Here is a 20396-nt window from a genome sequence, read left to right on the forward strand (position 1 = left end):
TTAACTCTGTTGATTTTCTTCAACAAGGTAGCCATCAACATGAATCAAAGTGCCTCCCTGAAGCTCCTCAGGAGCATTGAGCAAGGTCCAATGGTATCTTTCCAAGATTCCGTTGGCATCAAGATGGAAACGACCAAGCGTGGAGAAAACATGGGAGTTAGGAGGTGTTGTTATTTCGTTGGTTCCAACGCCGCCAATCACCCAGTGATTGCCGCCAGTGAGCTCGATCCGGTCATCCCCGCCAAACCCTGGGAACACGGGGGTCATCCCTGTTCTTGAATGGATACCAGTTCCGGGGTCATAGCTGTAATCGACGCGGGCAAGATCACCTGCGATGGTGCTGAAGTCTTCCGGATGCTGACCGCTCACCGTGATCTGGTCATCGCCAAGACCACCGATGATCAATTTGTCACCATTACCCGATGTGATACGATCATTGGCTCCGCTTACCGGCACTGAATCCACTGACTCTACCCACTCGATCCGTCCGGTGTTGTATGACACACGTCCGCTGTCACCCAACAGGATATCATCGCCATCACCCGAACTCATAGTATCGGCACCCAGACCACCGATGAGGATATCATCACCGTCACCACTGCGGATAGAGTCATCCCCACTCGGACCACCATAGACGGATAGAATCTCGGCTATTCTACGATCAGCCACTGGCAAACGTTGCTGGCTGGAGAAGCGGCTATCAATCACGCTCAGGCCATTGGCAGTTTCATAGGAAATGTATCCATCATCACCAAAGACGATATCGTGATCCAGGACCAGCTGGTTCTCTTCTACGGTGACGATCGTATCTGACCCAGAGCGACCGAAGACGATGTCATCGCCACGTCCGGAATGAATCAGGTCATCACCCTGACCACCGATCACCACATCAGCTCCGCTACCGGTGTAGATGCTCAGCGGCATCGACGAACCGGAGGCATTCACAAAGTCATCATCGCGCTGCACCAGTGAGCGGATATTTTGAGATTCACTCAGCAAGCGGGTGGCTTCCCAGACGATATCGCCATTCTCAAAGAAGTTAAAGCGACCGCCGAAGACAAGGATGAACTGCTCGGGACGCAGTTGCGTCATAAAGTAATCACGTCCCACTACCAATTCCTGCCCTGCCGAATAGACTTTCACTGTTTCATTTTCATGCAGCTCGTATTGCACCACGTATTCTCGCTGTCCGGGCACCTCGGAAAGGCGACCGCGTGTCACGCGTGAAAGCTTCACTTCCACAGTACTGGTTGAGCTGATTTCGCCATTGATTTTCATATCAATCGCATTCTGTCCAATGACCGCACGGAACTGGTCGGACGTCAGCTCGACACCGTCCAGGAAGACGGAGACCTTATCGGCCGGGTTGGTCAAACTGGCAATACTAAGGCCACTGCGTAGTAACATCCGGTAATTGAACTCACCATCGGTGCGGATAATCAGAGGCGAATTGCCACTTTCGTACATCGTCGCAAAGACATTATCGTTACCGAGGCCGGTATCCAGTTCCAGTTCAGCGGCGTTCTGGATGCGCAGGCGGTAAATGGAGCTGTTGATGGTGACGGTATCATCCCCGGAACCGGTTTCAACGCGGAAGCCGTGTTTGAAGGTGCCTGCGACACGATCGGACTGGATCGATATCGGAGCGGGAGCAACACCAATCACAAAGAGTTCGGCACCAAGATCAAGCTCACTCAGGTCCTGACCTGGCATTCCACGTGATGGAAGACGGTTAATGATCGATACGGTATCTCCATCGGTGGCAGCCGCATCAGAAATGACCAATCGCTGATCTCCGGTGCCACCGTCAATGTTGAGTGTTCCGTGGATGCGATCGAGGTTGCCGATAAATGTTGATTCACGCTGGGTGAAATCGATATCACTCAGGGATGAGACATACACTTCATCATCGCCGCCACCCATATGGACGTTGGTGGTGGCTGAGGTTCCCTGGATATTCAACAGGTCAGCGCCTTCACCGAAATTCAGGTCAAGTTGTTCCAGGTTGAAGTAGCTGAGTCCCGTCTCGCGCGTGGTGAGTTCGACATCCCCTCCATTGAGGTTCGTGACATCCACATCGACGCCGTCGATCGTCAGATCCCTGTGTTCCCCTTTGAAGGTGATCAGGAAACGGTCACCGATTTGCTCGATATCAAAATTATTGGTGTATGGCTTGGATGGATCGGAGTTATTTGGATTCAGGATCGGCTCGAAGGCATCAATCAATTGATCGAGGGTAATATCGTATGGCAGTGGCGCGGTGGTTTGACCCAACAGCGTGATGGTGAAGGTGCCACGGTCGGCATGGACGATTTCGAGGAACTGCTGGGTATTTCCGCCGGAAGGATCTTCGACCGCCATCGTGCGGGTGCCAACCATCACTTCAGCACGGTTAGAATATTGGTTTGGAATGGTGATACCACCGACATCCACGGCGTCCAATCCTCCATTCGCGACCAAATTGATTGGTCCTGGATCAGCCCAGCGTATAGGGGCGACATCAGCACCTGCCAATTGACCGATGAAGGCAATACCATAGGTCTTGGCTCCGGCTTCCTCGGAGATGAGGTTCACGGAGACATTGCCAAAGCCGTAGATCAACTCGAGATGCGATTGAACTTCTTCAGCGGTGAAGCGAACATCAAGCACCACTCCCAGAGCTCCCGGACGAGCGACACCCGGACGGATGTAATACCATGGCACATTCACATCCCCGCGGCTGACACGGTAGAAGCCGGACTGACCAATCACGGTGAGCGTCTGCACTTCAGAAACTGAATTAAAGCCAAAGCCGGTGAAGGCATTTTCAGTGAGTGTTCCATACTCGGCACTCGAATCACTGCTATCATCCACCGTCATGCGGTCGGTGCCCGCACCGCCGTCAAAGACCAGGTGGCCCATAATGGTTTCCAGGCGACCTTGTTCACTGGTAACGGAACCATCGGTATCCGCAGTAGCGATATGAAGGGTATCATCACCGGCATCACCTTCAATGTGGAGGTTCCCCGAAGTATTGGCAACGGCGATGCGGTCATCCCCCGCTCCGCTGTTGATGACGGTTTTTCCAGTGTGGGTGTCACGGATCGATAAAGCATCATTACCGGAGCCCAGCTCGATATTGAGTTCCTCCAGTGAAACATACTTGATGCCACCTTCGATTTCACGGCCTCCAATGACGGCATCACCTCCGAGCCCCAGACCGGTCAAGCGATCCCCGGTCAGCACCCCGACGTCATCGGACGGACTGTCCCCGTTAAAGATATTAAGCACATCCACCTGATCGATTTCATCGACGGCGAAGTTGGCGTTAAACGGAGCATAATAATAATCGTTCCCCGTGAACGGTTTCAAGTATTGGCCGGTTTTCTGGTCAGTCAGCCAGTCGCTATCAAAGGTCACACGGCGACCGGAGATCGATGGACGGAGGGTATCATCCAGTCCGGCAGTGCTGACTCCTTCTGACAAGGCATTCAGGATTTCCTCGACCGTTGGGTTGCCATCCAAGGTGATGGTGATGGCGGGTGGAGTTTGGAGGGCACCTACGGCACCGGGCAGCGCTGGTTGATCACGGTAGGTCAGGTTCAGAGTAATCGTGCTGTTGGCCAGAGCGGAGAAGTCGGCATCCAGTTTGGCAAAGTAAGCAAGCGTCGTAAATTCAGTATTCGCAGGTAATGTGGTGTTGGCATCGATTGTGCCACTTTCGATCACTGACTCATTGATATTTGTCGATGTTGGCACCCCGCCGGAACGGCTCAAGCTGGCCGTAAAGGCGGCACCATTTTCTCTGGTCAGGATGAGATTCAATTCACCAAGAAGACCGACACGGACCTCGGCCTGATAAATGCCGTCTTGGTTAATCTGGTCACGCAAATTGAAGACCATACGACCCATCGTATTCAGTTCTGGATTTTCAGCCGTGTGATCCATCGTGACGGTGTAGGGTGATGCCACTCCGTCCAGGTTCAAGCTCCAGGTTTCATCTGTGTCAGCCGATCCGCTGAAGGTGTAATTGAGCATCTCCCAAGTGATGCCGGTATTGACACTTGTGGTGGTCACTCGGGCATCGAAATACGTGCCCAGAAGTCCGGCGCTCAAGCTGGCGGTCAGACCATTCTTATTACCAATCGAGAAGATATCCTGGCTGACACCAAACTCAGGCAACACATGGTAAACAGCACCTTCGGCACGTCCATTCAAGAACTCCACCGTGTAGGGGTAGTCATTCATCCGTGGATCAAAGCCAGGGCGAAGACCGGTACTGGCACTGCGGTGGCTGGCAAAAATATCTTCGATGTAAGCGCGGGTTCCGCTATCGGTGGTCGAAACCAACTCAGGCACCACAGCACTACCAATCGATTCGATGAGACCATCAGCCAGCGGCTCATTGGTTTCACCTGGATACATCACCGGGTTATTGAGGAAACGTTCATCGGTCTGACCAAAGCCGCCATTGATGGTTACCGGTCCGCGCACCGAGTTAATCCGCTCTTCCAGCGGAGCGAAGACCAGAGCATCACCACCATCGATGAATTGATCATCCAGAGCCTCGACAATCACCGTCTGCTCAATATTCCAATCTGCCGTTCCAAAGACAACCTGTTGCACTGCCTCGGCGCGGTTAGGCATGATGGTAATATCGCCACCACTTCCGACGGTGACATTGAGATTCAAGCCATTGCTATTTTCCATCCGGAGGATCCGACCGTAACGATCGATCTGGTAATCGGTGAACAGTGGGTCGGTGTCAATCAGCTGACGGAATGCTTCGGCAATACCACTGACCCGTGGACCGGAATTAAGCAACACGGTGTAGGTCAAGGTGTCACCCGACTCAATCCATCTGCCAAGATCCGAATGATTATCGATACGACTCACAATCTTGAACTCGAGTGTCTTCGTGGTGACAGTGGTGGTAAATGCACCGGGACTGGTTTCGATTCTCTCGGTGCCATCGAGCTGCATGCTCCATGTCTGACCGGATTCGATCACGCCTGAGAATTCCACTTCGGCTTTTTCACCGGCATAGGTGGTCACTCCGGAGCCGGTATCGAGCCCGGTGAAGAATGCCACAGAATTCGTGATCAGGATTTCACCGCCCGTAACAGTCGCGGTATAGCCAAAGGCTCTGATTCCCGTCGCCAGATCTGCCAGGTTATCGGCCGTCACTTTTTCATCGGAGCCGCCAACCTTGGTGAGTGTGATCGTCCAGTCGCTTGCAATGGTTTCCACACTACGGACAATGGCTTGTTTGGTAGCGACACGGACCTGCTTCTCTTGCTGCTCACCGTAGAAAACAACAGGGTTAAAGGCCTCATCCGAATTATAGGTACGGGTTCTTTCCGGTAGGATATCGATGGTCACCGTTGGGTTGGTGACACCATCCTGTGGCACGGGAGCACCACTCAGCACGATCGTGTATTCATCACGGATGATATTGTTTTCGTAGTTTGCTGGAGCAACCGTCTCAGAGATATGGAAGAAGGAGGTGTTATCCGGAGCTGCCGTCCAATTCGTTCCGTCCAGCGGTGCCACAATATAGAGACGCTCTTTAGGATCGTAGGCGACGATGGTTCCCGACTGTCCATTACCGGCACCGTCGACGATATCGAGTCGGGTATCCGTCAAGGTGATCGCATCCTTGTTGGTTGCCTGACCCGGAATGGCAACCACCGCCGAGTAACTCTGACCATGCACCACTCCCTGGGTTCCATTCTGGAATTGGGCAGGGCGAACAACCCCGTAAACATTCGAGTAGTTGTTGTAGGTGATTTGCGAGCCAATCACGATGGCGTAATTACCCGTCTGATCGAGGAGGTATTCATTGAAGGTGTCGTAAATATCCGAACTTCCGCTATCGGAACCGTCACGGACCACCGATACATCCACCAGCGTCGGTGTTGTGCCATCCACCCGGTAGAGGCTGACGGTAGGACGGGCAACAAAATTAATGCTATCGAGAACAGGCGTCGTCTGATAAATCGGCACCCCAAAGATCGAGCTAACCACCACATCGCGGTAGGTTATGAAATAATGACTTCCGGTTACCGCCTTGGTTTGATCCAGATCCACCAGCACCTCGAGGGTTCCAGTGCTACGGGAAATATCAAACCGGAATGGCTCATCCGGAGTAGCTCCGCTTGTGCCTCTCTTGGTGATCACAATCGAGGAACCGGAAGCGGTTGCCTTCAGTAATGGCTCGGTTCCACCATCTGCATCAGGAAGCCCGGCATTGATCGCTTGAGCTAGCTTGAAGGCGACCGTCGCCAGACTATCAGGACGAGGATTTCCTTCACCGTCGTTCTCTTGCTTAACGGTGTAAGTGTAATTCACGCCGTCTATGGTAGCCGTCCAGACGGTGCCGATTGCCCAGCTACCTGCCAAGGTGACATCGGTGGTAGTGTAGAAAGCGCGGTTATCATCAACCGATGCTTTTGCTCCGGCTCCATTGGTTTCCACAATCCGATTCAATTGTTCAACCCCGGCAATCTTCAAGACGCCATTACCCGACTTATTGAAGGTAATGACAGCACCTGCCGAAGAGGATGAGTCCACACCAGTTAGATCAGCCTTCAAGGCGGCGGCTACGCTAGCCAAATTGGTCGCAGCTATTGCGTTATACACCAAATCCGTGCCGGTTTCCAAATCAATGGTCCAGCGGTCACCATTGGAAACGTTTGTGTCACCAGCCACAGCAGGTTCAAGTGTTACCGTCTGCACATAATCAAGATCCACGGTTCCGGACTGGGAAGCAAAGGTCGGCAGCGGTGTAGCAAAGCTGACGGTGACGGTTGGAGTCGCAGTGGCAGCCGCTTCCTTAACGATAATCACATCTTTTCCATCTGCCACAGCGAAGACACCGGCAAAGGCATTGATATCGTCGGCGACATCCTCAGCGAGCTCAGACTCACTATCATCATCGGTCGGAGTATGGACCCTGCTGTCAGAGCCAAGGGCGGAAGTCCATAGCGTGTGCGCTTTGACACTATCCGCATCCAGAGTGATGACGGCATTCGTTCCTGTCACATTAGCGGTCTCCGTCGAGGCGCGGTCACGGGTGATCCGCACATCAAAGTCTGTATTATCATCACGGATGATGACAAGCTCGGTGGCGGTAGACTCGAAGGTGAAGTTGGATAGCGATCCTCCGGCAAGAGACGCGAAGCGGTCTTCAAGACTTGTATCACTGCCACTGACCACGGTGGTAAAGTCACCATCGTCGGCAGTATCAATTTCTAGATTCCACCCTTCTGTCGGAACTGAGCCTGTGTAAGTCACAATTTCAACGTCCTGATTTGCTCCGCGGGTAAGTTCCTCGGCATTTCCAGAACCAATTTTCAGATTAAGCCGGAAGTCCGTGCCATCACGCTTGATTGCTAAGAATGAGTTACCAGAACCACGAACGAGCAAGAAACCAGAAGAATTATCCTGGGCAGCGATGAGGCTATCAAAGAAAGCCTCCTTCTCGCTCGTGGTTGGCACAGTATCAGCGAAGGACGGAACCGTTGCGGTGGCAATGAGCGTATTGCCTCCACCTCGAACCTGAATATTCCAAACCTCACCAGCAACAGGCGTATCATCGAGCGAGAATCCACGTCCCAGTCCGCTCGTCACGGTGACACCTGACTGCTGCTTGGTCAGCTCAATCGTAAATGTGGTGCCATCGGTGCTGACGCCGATCAGTTTGTCAGCGTTGCTGGTAAAGGCATAATCGCTGAGGTTCTCACTGGTCAGAGCTGTGGCGAGGGCTGCTGCCGTGGTGTTGGCACGTGTCGTTGCATTATTCGAAGATCCTGTCGATGCTTCCGCACGACCCACCTCGGTGCCACTCTCAAGCACCCGGACGACCCAGGTTTCATTGGCCACCGTGTCGGAAACCGTAGCAATTTGAGAATAAACGTTTGGTGTCTCATCGGTAGTTGCCGTGCCGGCTGGAGTGACGGTAAACCCACCGTAAGTCACACCTCCGGTAAAGGTCAGAACACGACCGGAGCGCGACACTGACAATCCAGAGAATTTGCGCTTCAAACCTTCCGCAACATCATTTCGGTTATCTGAACCACCAGCCAGGGTAAAGTCATCCACTGTGTATATCTGGGTATCACCATTGACGGTCAACGACCACTGCTGACCTTTTGCCACAGGTCCTTCAATCGTGATCTCCAGTGAATTAAACACAGCACGTTGATTTTCAGGTGCGCTTGTATCGGCGATCACGCGGGAAGCCGTAATGATCTTACCGCTTGCCTCACCGGAGCTGCTGAAGCTGAGTCCGACACCGGTGGCTGAGGTCAAACGCAACTTGCCGCCTACATTGGAAGCAATGGACGCACCGAACTCACTCACGAAATCATTAACCAGAGCATTATTGGTATCAAAGCTTCCGACGGTGATCGTCTTACTGGTGGCACCAAAGTTAATCGTCAGTGACTCACCCACGACACGGTCACCACTGATCTCAAGATCAGCACCGAGGATCAGAGCATCACCCGTTGCACTCTTCACGGAAGTCGTTGCAGTCACCGTGCCAGAGGATTGGATATCCTGTACCAATCCACTGCCCACACCATTGGCACCCACCAGGTTGAAGCCTTTGGCATCATTAATCGTGATATGGACCTCATCGCTACCGACCCCATCGGCATCGATCACATCCTTAACCGAAGCATTATAGCGGCTCGGCAATTGGGCCAGGAACGAATCGGCAATTTCTTCGATGGTATCCACACGGTTGGTCGAGGATCCTTCCACGAAAGTAGTGCCCACAGTGACCGTGTAGGTGCGGTGACGCAGCCCCAGTGTCCAGACATCTCCATCCTCGGCGGTGCCTGCAATACCCAGCTTCATGCTGGTGAAGAATTGCCCGGTCGCGGCTGTCGATCCATCCGCAATCGTTCCGATGATAGCTGGTGGATTCAGCAGATTTTCATTCACCGTAAAGGCATAGACGTCATAGCTACCATCACCGGTTCCCAGGATACGGGCGTATGGTGTTGTTGAACTCAAGGTGCCGCCAAACTCGGTATTACCCACAGCCAGGTCATCGAAGGTGAAGAAGTATTTTCCGTCATCGGTCAGGGTCAGGTTATCCGGATCATTCAACTGCTGGGCATTGCCAAGGTTGATCTCCGAAGCCAGTCCGGTAGCAGGATCGACGATAAAGCCGTTGTTACCCGTTTCATCTTCGACTAATGGCTCAGGCACAAAGATAAAGGTATCTTCCTCATGTGCTTCAATGGAAACATTCAGCTCATAGGTAACGCCATCGGGCAAACCATTGTTACGGACACCGTCGGAAACCGAGAGATAGTAAGTGCCTGCCTGGGTGAGTTGAGTCTCGATGTAATCATTGAACCAGGAGTCATCGACTGGACCAGCACCGAGGCGAGGATCCGAAACACCGTAACCTGCACGGATCACATTGCCACTTTCATCAAAGAGAACGAGGCGACCAGCCCAGAACACCTGATCACCAAAGTCGAAGGAGTTATCGAGATCAAAGATGGCTGTGACACCGCCGGCACCTGCTTCGGTCAGCATATCGGCAGTGACTTCGAAGCTATAGAAATCATCATTGCCATCGCCGCTACCAGTCACTGTGATATGTGGCAGAACATCCGACCGGGTAATGTTATGATCGACATTTTTATTCCAGCGTCCCAAGTCAAGGCTCTGGGCACTTTGGATATCGTTATGCGCATCCGTGGTTTCCGGTAATTCCGAAACACCAAAGTCTCCCTTAAAGGCAACGTTGGATGGAATATTTGGCAAGAAAACGGTGAGCTGGTAGTTGGCATCCTGTTCGACATATGCCTGACCACCTGAAGTGACACGGAAGTAATAATCACCAGCCTGAAGGAACTTGAAGGTGAAATCAGTGCCCATATCAATCGGCGTCACTCCGTCAGCCTGGAGCAAGGTCACTTTACCTGTTGGGAAGGCGCTGCCGTTTGCTTTGGTCAGCTTGATCATGGCATCCTGGTTCAAAGCACTTGCTGGGACAGAGATCTTGTAGAAATCAGCCAGTCCATCACCGGAGCCCCGAATGTTCACCCGTGGTAAGGCTGTGCCGTCAGGTGTGGCTCCCAAGCCGAAGAATGCCAGTGGCACTTCCTGGGCAGAGGCTTTGTCGTTGTGTCTCTCAAATTGCTCGGAGAATGGAATGTCTGCCGTAATATCGACAAATCCGGATCCGAGGAAGAACTCAGAACTTGGCTCGGAAACGACGACCCCATCCGTGCCAGGATTGACAATCACCTGAGGCACATCGTTATCAGCGATCTCAACATCCAGTCGATCCAAGAACTCGGGTTCACCATTGGCACCGACCACGTAGGTCAGCTCCAAGTCAGCCCGGCCTGAGTTAGATTCCAGCGACAGCGTATAGCTTGAGCCAGCAGCCTGCGCACCGCTGCCGGTGAAATCGACGGTGTAGGTGGTAAAGGCATAGAGGTTGGCAGTGTCACTGTCGACGGTGCCTGCATCGTCCTTACGGCTGACCGTTGGAGTAAACGGACTACTATCGTCGCTCGTGATACGGAATGACTCACCCAATCCAACTGCGGTATAGCCTGGTAACATTTCTGTCACCACATCGCCGGTGGCGGTTTCACCTCCATTGATTGCCAGCACGAGACCATTGATGACCTGTGCCATGGTATCAGGTTCTCCATCCGTGCCTTCTGCAACGGTGTATGTGGCAGTCACACCATTGATCGTCAGGCTGTATTCATCACCAGCAACGAGGTCATCTTTCAGAGTGATCTCAAATTGAGTGGAAGTGCCATCGACACTGGTCTTGGTGACAGTCAAGGCACCTGTGCCGGTGAGTGTGAAGTTAGGACCGGAAACCTCCAAACGGGTCGAGCTCAACCAGTTGGTCTCGTATCCATCCCGAGCCACGATGTCATTGCGGAAGTCCATCGCGATGTCGGCAGGGTCGACATTGACGAAGCCTGTGCGATCGCTGGTCAGTGTGGCTTCAATCTGGGCGTAATGGCGGCTTTCCTTGTCACTGTCATCGATGGCGGTAATCGTCACGACCTGCATGCTATTGGCAGCGGTGAAGGTCAATGTCGTCTGAGTAGCGAGATTCAATTTCACCTGCCCAGTGAGATCCTCCAAATCAACGGTCACAGACCCCGATGGCAAACGGGTCAACAGCACGCCAAAGGAATCGGTGGACTTGGCAATATTGCCATCCTCAAAGACCAAGGTCCGGGTGTCAGCTGCATTGGTGCTGTCGAGTGGCACAATCACCACATCGGCCACATCATCATCATAGACCTTGGCCGTCACGGTCAAGGTGGCAAGATCATCGTAAGCACCCCCATCACCTGGCAGCGCCCCCTGAGTGACACTGTGCTGGATTTGCACATTGCGGCGCCCTTCTGCCACGGAATCATCAGGTGCCTTGATGTGAACTCGCTGCGGGATAAACCAGTTGGTCCGGTCAAAGAAGAGGGTTGTGCCATCGACCGAATAAGAAGTTGCCGAAGTCGTTCCCTGGCCACCATTGCCAAGGGAAATCCCCAAAGCCCCAGCGCGGCGCTCACTCTCACCACTTAAAATCGGAGTGGCTGCCACCCGGATAGTTTCTTCTGGAGCACGTGTCAGAACCACGGTGTAGCTCGATGACAGATAACTGTGTGCACCGGCATCCACACCCTCGATCAAGGAAATCGGTCCCTTGTCCTGGATGATGAGAATTCCAGCTTCATCGTTATCGGCAACTTTGACCGAGAGATCCTGCAGGAAGATATTCGAGAAGTTTTCAGCATCGGTGAAGATCGAGTGATCAATCAAGCCAGAGTTACCGTCGAGGCTGTTGGACACCACGGTGATCGGCTTACCATCGTTGCCACCGACATTAAAGGTATCCGAGCCAAGACCTCCGACGATTTCCACCTCAACCCCCTCGCTGGTTCCGGCGATAAAGAATCGGTCATTTCCTTCCAGGGCATCCACCACCAGTTTTTCAATACCGACGTAGGTAATGTAAAGTCCACCGCCAAAGACGCCATATTCATTAATCAGGAAATCATCACCAAATTCTGTGCCGACCACCGTCAGGGTGTCGTAGCCGTCACCACCCTCGATCCGGACCGGAGCATTCACGGCAAAGGAAATGAAGTCGGCACCCTCACCACCATTGATGTTGGTGAATGGAGCCTTGGGATCGTTAGGATCGACCCGGACAAACGACCGCACCAGGAAGCTATCATCACCTGCCTCACCGATCGCAAAGATCTCAGCCTTGTTGCGATAGATGGTGTAGGTGTCATTGCCATTACCACCGTAGAGGTAGGCAGCCTGACTGACGCCGTTACTGAGGAATCCACGTGTCGTCTGGGTGGTCTCAAAGTAATCCATTGGATCAAGCCCATTGGTTGGGTTTAACTCGTTACGCGCAGAGGCGAAGATTTGACCCACCTGGAAGGTATCGTCGCCTTCACCACCACGGACAACCACCCCGGAAAGAGTATCATCAAAGACAAAGGTATCGTCACCACCGCGACCATCCACTTCGATACTTTCGATATCGCCGAAGTAGTTCACTCTTTCAAGGAATCCACCTGCGACAGGCAGAAGGTTTTCATCGACCTCGTAAGAAGCCACCACCCCGAGGTCTGAGACCTGGTTGGCACGGAAGTGGAACAGGTTATCATCATCATTACCGAAGATACTGACTCGGTCAGTCCCGCTGCCCCCACCGTCTTTGATGTCAATCGTGGCACTGCCTTCACCTGCAAGACCCACGTTGTATGTGTCCGAACCGTCTCCACCCTTCAAGAGCAAGTCGGATCTGACACCTGAAGCAAAGGTCTGCAGCCCCAAGCGATCGTAATTGACCTGGATGAGATCGTTACCTCCTTCGCCATTGATGGCGGTAGGGCCGCTGATGCCACCGATATTAATCACATCACCTGATCCAGATTCATCACCACCGTCGATGATGGTTTCCGTGGTATGTGTATCCTCGATGTAGAGATTGTCCGAGCCATCGGTCAGGCTGAGGCGCAGCGACTGCATTTCTGCGTAAGCAACACCGGCACCCATGCCAAACCCGAGCAACTCATCAACGCTCAAGGTTCCTGTTCCAGGATCTCCCTGACCATTGTTGAACTTCACAACGTTACCATCGGTCAGGTCCTTGTTCTGCGTGAGTGGGTTGGTGCCGCCACCGAAGAGGCGCAGACGGCCTTGAATCGTGCTCAAACTGGAAGTCGCAGGAGTCGTGGAGGAAGTGCTACCGACTCGGAAAAGGTCATTACCGGGAGCAACCGCAAAACTACGGTAGCCCACCTCAATCTGATCGCTCACCGCATCACCATAGATATTGGTAGCGGCACTCGTGCTATCAATGTTGAAGACATCATCACCATCGCGACCTTCGATCCGGGTGTAAACCGAGCCTGAGGTGCTCAGCACATCCAGTCTGTCATCTCCCTTACCGAGGGCGATATCCAACAGCTCAACACCGCCATCATGATCGTAGTAAATCCCTTCATTGTTCGAGATACCAAATCCAGTGAGGGAAGCACTGCTGAGCGTTCCGTTATTACCCGCGGTGTCTTCGGTATCATCAATGCTCACACGATCTGTTCCTGTGCCACCATTGACGTAAATCGAACCGTTGATGTCATTCAAGTCACCAAGCACGTTGATAAACTCGGCATTCTCCACTGCCGGCTCATTGAACGGCTGACGACCGGTAATATCGGCAGTCTCCCAATATCCAGCTTTGCTACCCACGGCGACCAAATCATCACCTGAACCGAGGTTCAGGGTCAGGTTGCCATCGATGGCACGGACGGCAACGGAATCGTTCCCTGCGCCGGTGTTCAATTCAATGCCAGCGTTAGGTGAGAAATTGAAGGTAAAGCTGTCATCACCAGTTCCGAGATCAATCTGGAAGGTATCGGTCGTATCAATCACTGGCTGGTTGGCAGCATCCGGGAAGAGACCATTGACGAGGAAAATATTGCCGGGGATTCCCAGACCTGAAATCTGGATCGCATCGCGCTCTTCGGTGATTGCCTCTTTCGAAGAATAATATGTCTTCTCACCACCGAAGTAAATCAGCGGCTCGTCACCGCGGTAACGTTGCTCCAGGGGACCTCCAGCCAGATCGGCTGCGGTGATTGTTTTTTCGACAAACTCACCATTCTGTTCAATGAACACCGGCTCGCTGCGCTTGTGAAGGATGCGCTCTCCCTTGCTATCGTTCCAGAACACCAGGTCTTCACGGCTGTCGGCGAGGGTTTGGTTACTGCTGTAACGCATCGCCTGACCTTCAACGGTTTCACGGATGACAAAGGTTCCACCTTGTTTATCAACCACAAGATCACCATCCTGAACGCCTTCGTTTCCGTAATAGGTCACGGCGTCACCGGTGCGGTGGAAGGCAAGCAAGGCAAGGTTGGCGCGAACCGTAACCGATCCGTCATCGGCAATCATGTCTGGGTCAACGTCATTAACCACCAACTGGCCAATCAGCGGGTCAAAGCTGTATCCATTGGTGGCAGCCCCTTCCTCCAGGCGGAAGGTTCCACGTGAACTGCTGATGACCACCGAAACCAAACGATCTCCTCCGCCAAGCACGGCAGGATCTTTAAAGAGGTCAGTGCGGATGCCGCGAAGATTGGTAAAGTCGAGGAACCATCCGTCCACGCCTTGGTTTGGCTTGAAGTTCAGTAACAACTCATTGGCAAGATCCAACTGCTGACCGTCACCGCTAAATGATGCCTCAATAAAGTCCGGAGCGTAAATCAATGTGCCACGGTCGGCGATGATTGCCTGACCCGGCAGACGTTTGAAGACAGACCCATCGCCATTAGTGACTACGTTACCATCCTCATCGAGTGCCACTTCGCCGCCGAGGTAGCGTTGGATTTCACCAGCATTGTGCAAGACCGGGTTATCTTTGAAGTGGAGGATGGCATCTCCTGGCTTACGTGCCAGATCGACCCCAAACGGATCAACCAGAATGGCGCCGCTGAAGAGGTTGTATGCGTCCTCCCCACCTTCGTAGGTCACTTTCTCCGTGCGGAAGTAATTCAACGGATCTTTCAGCGCTTCAATGACCGAAGCACCCACCAAGCCCTGCTGAGCAGGATCAATCAAACGGTAAACTGTTTCACCACCACTATAGAAGCGCTGATCCAAAGTGACCACTCCGTCATGCAGGCTAATCTTGCCATCCTGAATTTGCTCAATATCAATCTGCACGCGGTCGAGCGCTCCGATCAGGTTTTCGGTATTATTGGAACCGTCAATGATCAGGCGGTCGGCACCCGTGGTATTAGGATCGGTGACTCGAATATCAACCGTGCGGGTGTAAGTAATGATCTCAGAACGTGAGACCTCTAACACGGCTGGCAGATCTTTGGCTGCGGCAGCATAAACAATGCTCATGCTGTCATCGACATTGCTAAAGAGGTTGTCAGCAACCCGGAAAGCCCCCGGGCGGTCATCGGTTATGACCGTCGAACGGTTATCGATCAATGGCTTAAAGGCATCGACCCGTTTAATGTGAGCAGGTCCGGCAGATCCAATATGGACACCGATGCCATCCAAGGCAAAGTCACTGCCATTGATGCCGATGACCCGGATGTATTTGGCATTGTTGCCAGCGCCGAGCGAGTAGCTCCGGATATTTTCATTCGCGACATCATTTTCATCTGCCACTTGACGCTCATAGGTGGAGCCATCCGCATCCGTGGCAGTTTCCGTGGTTTCGAAGTTATTGGGGAGAATCCGGCTCAATCCAACCTGGGTGGCATTGTTCCAGGTGGAACCATCGGAGCTCCACTGCAGTCGAATATTCGCAAAGCTTCCTTGGTTGGCAGCATTGCCACTACGGTAAACGTTGATGTCGGCACCATTACTACCAAGAACCAGGAAGGTAGGATCGATGGCGGTCTTCACACCAAATGGATCAACAAACAGCGGCACGGCACCGGCGCCAATCAGGTCAAAGGCGGTTTCATAGAGTTGTGGATTTTTCTCCCCGTCGGTGAACGCGCTCGATGTTTCAAGTCCGTCAGGTCCAATGTAAACAAATCCTCCATTGCGTATGGCTGGCACCCCATAGTCGCGCACGTAGTCGGTATTGATTTCTCCATCCGAGCGCAGCGAGATGGTCCGCACTTTGACCTCATTGCTGAGGGGATCGAAGAACACGATCGGTGCCAACTCGGCATCCGCGTAGTTAATGAAGGTGGACTCATCCAGCTGGACGGTTCCATCGACGTGAGTGGTATTGATGAAGGTATCCGGGAATGCGACATTTGGCAGGGTTCTGACAATTTCCTGCACCTCATCGATATGGGCATCACCATCGAAGAGCAGACCGCCACCGATATTTGCGAGGCTACCGTTGTCGCCAATGGTGACGGTATCCACTCCGGGACCTCCAAAGACCTCGGTGGATCCGGTGGTCTGTTTCAAGAGAATGGTATCATTGCCATCTCCGGCAACAATCCGCAGATCCAACTCCTGACGTTCGTCATCGGTAACTTGACGCAGAACACCTTCACGGCTTTCAGAACCGCGGAGGTCGGTAAGCGCGACGGTAAAGTTATCGTCGCGTGATGCGCCGTTTCCTGGGTCCTCATCGGCAAGGCGAAGGTCGAGGGTTTCAATTTGTTTCAGTTGAACTCCGAAGGTACGGGTGCCGTCAGGGTTGAGGTAGCCATCGTCTGCAATCCGCAGTCCCATACCTTCCACGGAGATATAAACATCATCGATCTCATTGCCGTCACTATCGAGAGCGCGGCGGAATGTGCCGTCATCGAGGGACTCAAAGCGAGGAACCAAACGGTTGGTCACCAATCCGGCAAGGTTCGGCCCGGAGGAGTTATGGAAGATCACGGTGTCGCCCTCGTCTTCAAAGGCATTACCACCCTCGACCACCACTCGTCCACGGATCTCACCCACGGTGAACTTGGCAGCTTCTTTAAAGGCGAATGGTGGAGGGTCAAAGGTGAACGACAATGGTTGGATCGTCTTGGTTTGCGTTGTAATCACACCCTCTTCATAAGACTCGGTGACGTTACTGACGGTGACACGGTAAATATCGCGCTGGAAGACACCGAAGAACCATGAATAGCCCGTGCGAATCCGCTCGACACGAATATTATCCCGATCGAAATCAAGTTGCTGGTTACGCCGGTTCGGATAGGTATTGCGCTCAGCTTGGAAACGGGCGTTGACGACATTTTCAATGGCTGCGACAGCCACCTCGGCCAGGTAATTCGAGAGGCTCGGGTTAAAGATGGAGGCGAATCCGGACCACCAACCAAACTCGAAGGTGTAAACCTCGGTCGGACGGTTAATCGTTACCGTGTTGTATTCCAGCTGACTTGGTAATTCAATAGTCACTGGCGGAGGTGTCACCGTCACAGCAGGAGGATCAAAGACCAGCGGAGGATGGTCACCACCAAAGTGGATAGTATCGTCACCAGAGCCACCAACGATCGTGGTCGTGAATGCCTCATTGGTGCTGAGCACGTAGATATGGTCACCACCACCGGCACCGTTCACCTCAAGTGCCTCAATGCCACGGAAATTAACCAGTCGACCAGCTCCGGCTACCACACTTTCAGTGATGACGAAGGTGTCGGAAATAGGTGTTCCCACCACCACGAGGGTGTCAATGCCAGGACCACCATTGATCGATACCGGACCATTCTCAAGATACGAGTAGCGGTTACTTCCCATACCGCCGAAGAGGTTGGCAAGGTTGGTCACTTCTTCATTATCTTCTGGGTTCTCGCGCAGGACGAGGAAGGTCTTCAACAGGAACCGGTCATCACCACTACCACCGTGGAGGTAAAGCTGGGCACGGTTGAAGTTGACCTCGAAGGAATCATTTTCACCGCCACCATAGATGTAGAGCTTGTTGGAGGCTCCGTTGGTCATGTTTTCGGTATCAGCGACTGGAATTCCCTCGGGGAACTCAAGGGTACGGTTTCCGGTGTCTGGAATCAGTGGCACGGTGCCTACAATGATTTCATCATCACCGTCGCCGGTGTTGATAAGAGTAACCGATGCGGTATCGTCAGAAAGGATGGTATCGTCTCCGGCACCGAGCTCAATTTGCACCAGCTCAATACCGCGGAAGAACAAGATGTCGCCCTTGGCACGATCACCCGTGTGCAGTGCCAATAAGCCAGTGCGACCCTGCCCCGCACCATACGCAGCACTGGAAACTGTATCCGCCTTGGCGGTGCCAAAAATCTTAATCTCATCGCGGCCCTGGCCGGCACCGGTGTCAGCCACGGTAATCCGGGCATTGTCTTCACCGGTCAATGTCACAGCGTAGAGCTCAGCGAGGGAGGCGTCATCACCTTCTGTGGCATTGGCAGTATCGACGGTGATCTCCATGGTCAAGCCACCCACGGTAAGCTCGGTTGTACCAACGGTGGCAGATCCCGTGGAACTGCTGACGGAAATAATCGTCCGTGACGCGCCTCCGGTGAGGATGGCTTTTTCGAAGATCCCTTTCAGGTCTTCAACAATGGCATTGGAAGCAAACCGGGTGAAGCTGTCCGGGATGCCCAGTGTTGGATCCACTCCCTTACTGGACTCGTTTAATTCTGCCTCCGTAGGTAATCCGCTGATCACACCACCGGCTTGCAGGTTATTTTCTCCCTGCTTGAGAAGGAGAACATTGTTGGGTCGGTTGGAAGAAACAACAAAGGTCACCAAGTAGCTGTATGGTCCTACGACATCACCATCGGAGTTGCGCAAAGTGATGTCCTCAACACTGACCGTGCCAATATCCACTTTTGCACTGAGCGCATTCAATGCCACAGCCAGTTCGGCAGCGGATGCATCCCAATCAATAGCCGCGGTTTCCTCCTTATTCAGACCATCGTCAAAGATGAGTGTATAGCTACCACCGGCACCTGAATGGGTGATGCGCTGAACTTCGACTTCGGTCGTGGCATCTTTCACAATACGAGCCACAGAGTCCGTTGTGCCAGCCATATTAATACTCAATGGAGAATCAGCCGTCGTTCCGGCGCTACCACTTTGAGAAGCATTCGCTGGGATCACCGCTCCGGTAGGTCCAAGGAATGCCACTTCCCAAATATACGCTCCGCCACTGCCACCGTCACTCATCTGCTCGACCCGCACTTTGTCAATGGTGCTCAATTTCAGCAAGGCATCACGAACTTGATCACCTGTAGCGTTATAAGCAATGGCATCCGTCGTCTGACCGCCAAAGCTCAGGGTGAAAGTGCCACTGGTTTCACTGTGACGTACCTCCTGAACTTCCTCGCGGTCGAATCCATCCTTACGGTTGAGAATCTGGATCAGTCCATCACCCTTGATCTTACCTGTGATAAAGCTGTTGTCCGTGATCAACATATCGCGGTCCTGCTGTTCAATCAGGGTATCGATATCGTTCGGATCCGTGCTGGCATCGAAGAATTGGTCCAACCCGTCACCACCGGTGTATGTGTCACTACCGACACCACCATTGAGGATGTCATCGAAATTCGATCCGATCAAAATGTCATTCCCGAGATCACCCACAAGGTTGGCAATGATTTGATCGGTGCGTGGAATCGTCACACCGTCAGGGCGGGTCACTGAAACACTCAAGCCTGAAGCATCGATGATATCATTGCCACCCAAACCATTGATAACGGCGGTGTCCCCTTCATGTCGGACCGAGTTGCTGATATTGATGCTAACGGATGGGTTAGAGACGGATAGATTTCCATTGCCATCCACCGAATAATCCGAGCGCCCAATAGCAACAATGGTGTAACGTGCCGTGCCAATCACTGTGCCATCCGCATCCACCCCAGTGAACTCCCCGGTGTTGACCAGATTGAAATAGTCATTGCCCGAATCACCAATCACACTCAAGCGATCCAGGGCATTATCATTCGAAACCGCAAGAACAGCAGCAAGCTGGTTAACCGACTCGGCATCCGGGTCGTCGGGATCCAAGCTTTCTGAAACCACCTTGGTTCCCGTCTGCACTACGCTACGACCGAAATCAATCGTAAACGACTGCAGTCCGGACCCTTCCAGATCCGATACCACGAAGTTGTCCGCTCCACCACGGCCGTCGATGAACAGATTCTCCATTCCGGTGCTGACCAGATTCTGACCATCGAAACTTGAAGTGATGGTGCCACCCACGTTGGTCACCGTGATGTTATCACCACTGACCCGACCGGAAATATTCAAGTGGTCCGATCCGCTGCCGCCTGTGATGGTGGCGTTCCCAGTCTGAGTTTCGATCGCAAAGTTGATTTGGTCATCACCCTCTCCACCATTGATGATTCCGCCAGGTCCGTCGATATCATCATTTCCGGTACCACCGTTGATGACGTCCGCCGAGGTGTTTCCGAAGATCCGGTCGCGGCCACCAT

1 protein-coding gene (cut by a window edge) is annotated in these 20396 nt (G+C 53.0%); it reads right to left on the bottom strand.

The window, feature by feature from the left end; translation table 11 throughout:
* Positions 1 to 20396 carry the final stretch of an LEPR-XLL domain-containing protein gene (locus HW115_RS09660; protein ID WP_178932414.1) on the bottom strand. The gene runs 36337 nt beyond the window's last position, so 20396 of the gene's 56733 nt are visible here — the last part of the coding sequence; its start codon lies beyond the right edge, outside the window; it ends in the stop codon at positions 1 to 3.

Origin of the sequence: Oceaniferula marina (genome assembly GCF_013391475.1) — a bacterium.
GTDB classification, from domain to species: Bacteria; Verrucomicrobiota; Verrucomicrobiia; order Verrucomicrobiales; family Akkermansiaceae; genus Oceaniferula; species Oceaniferula marina.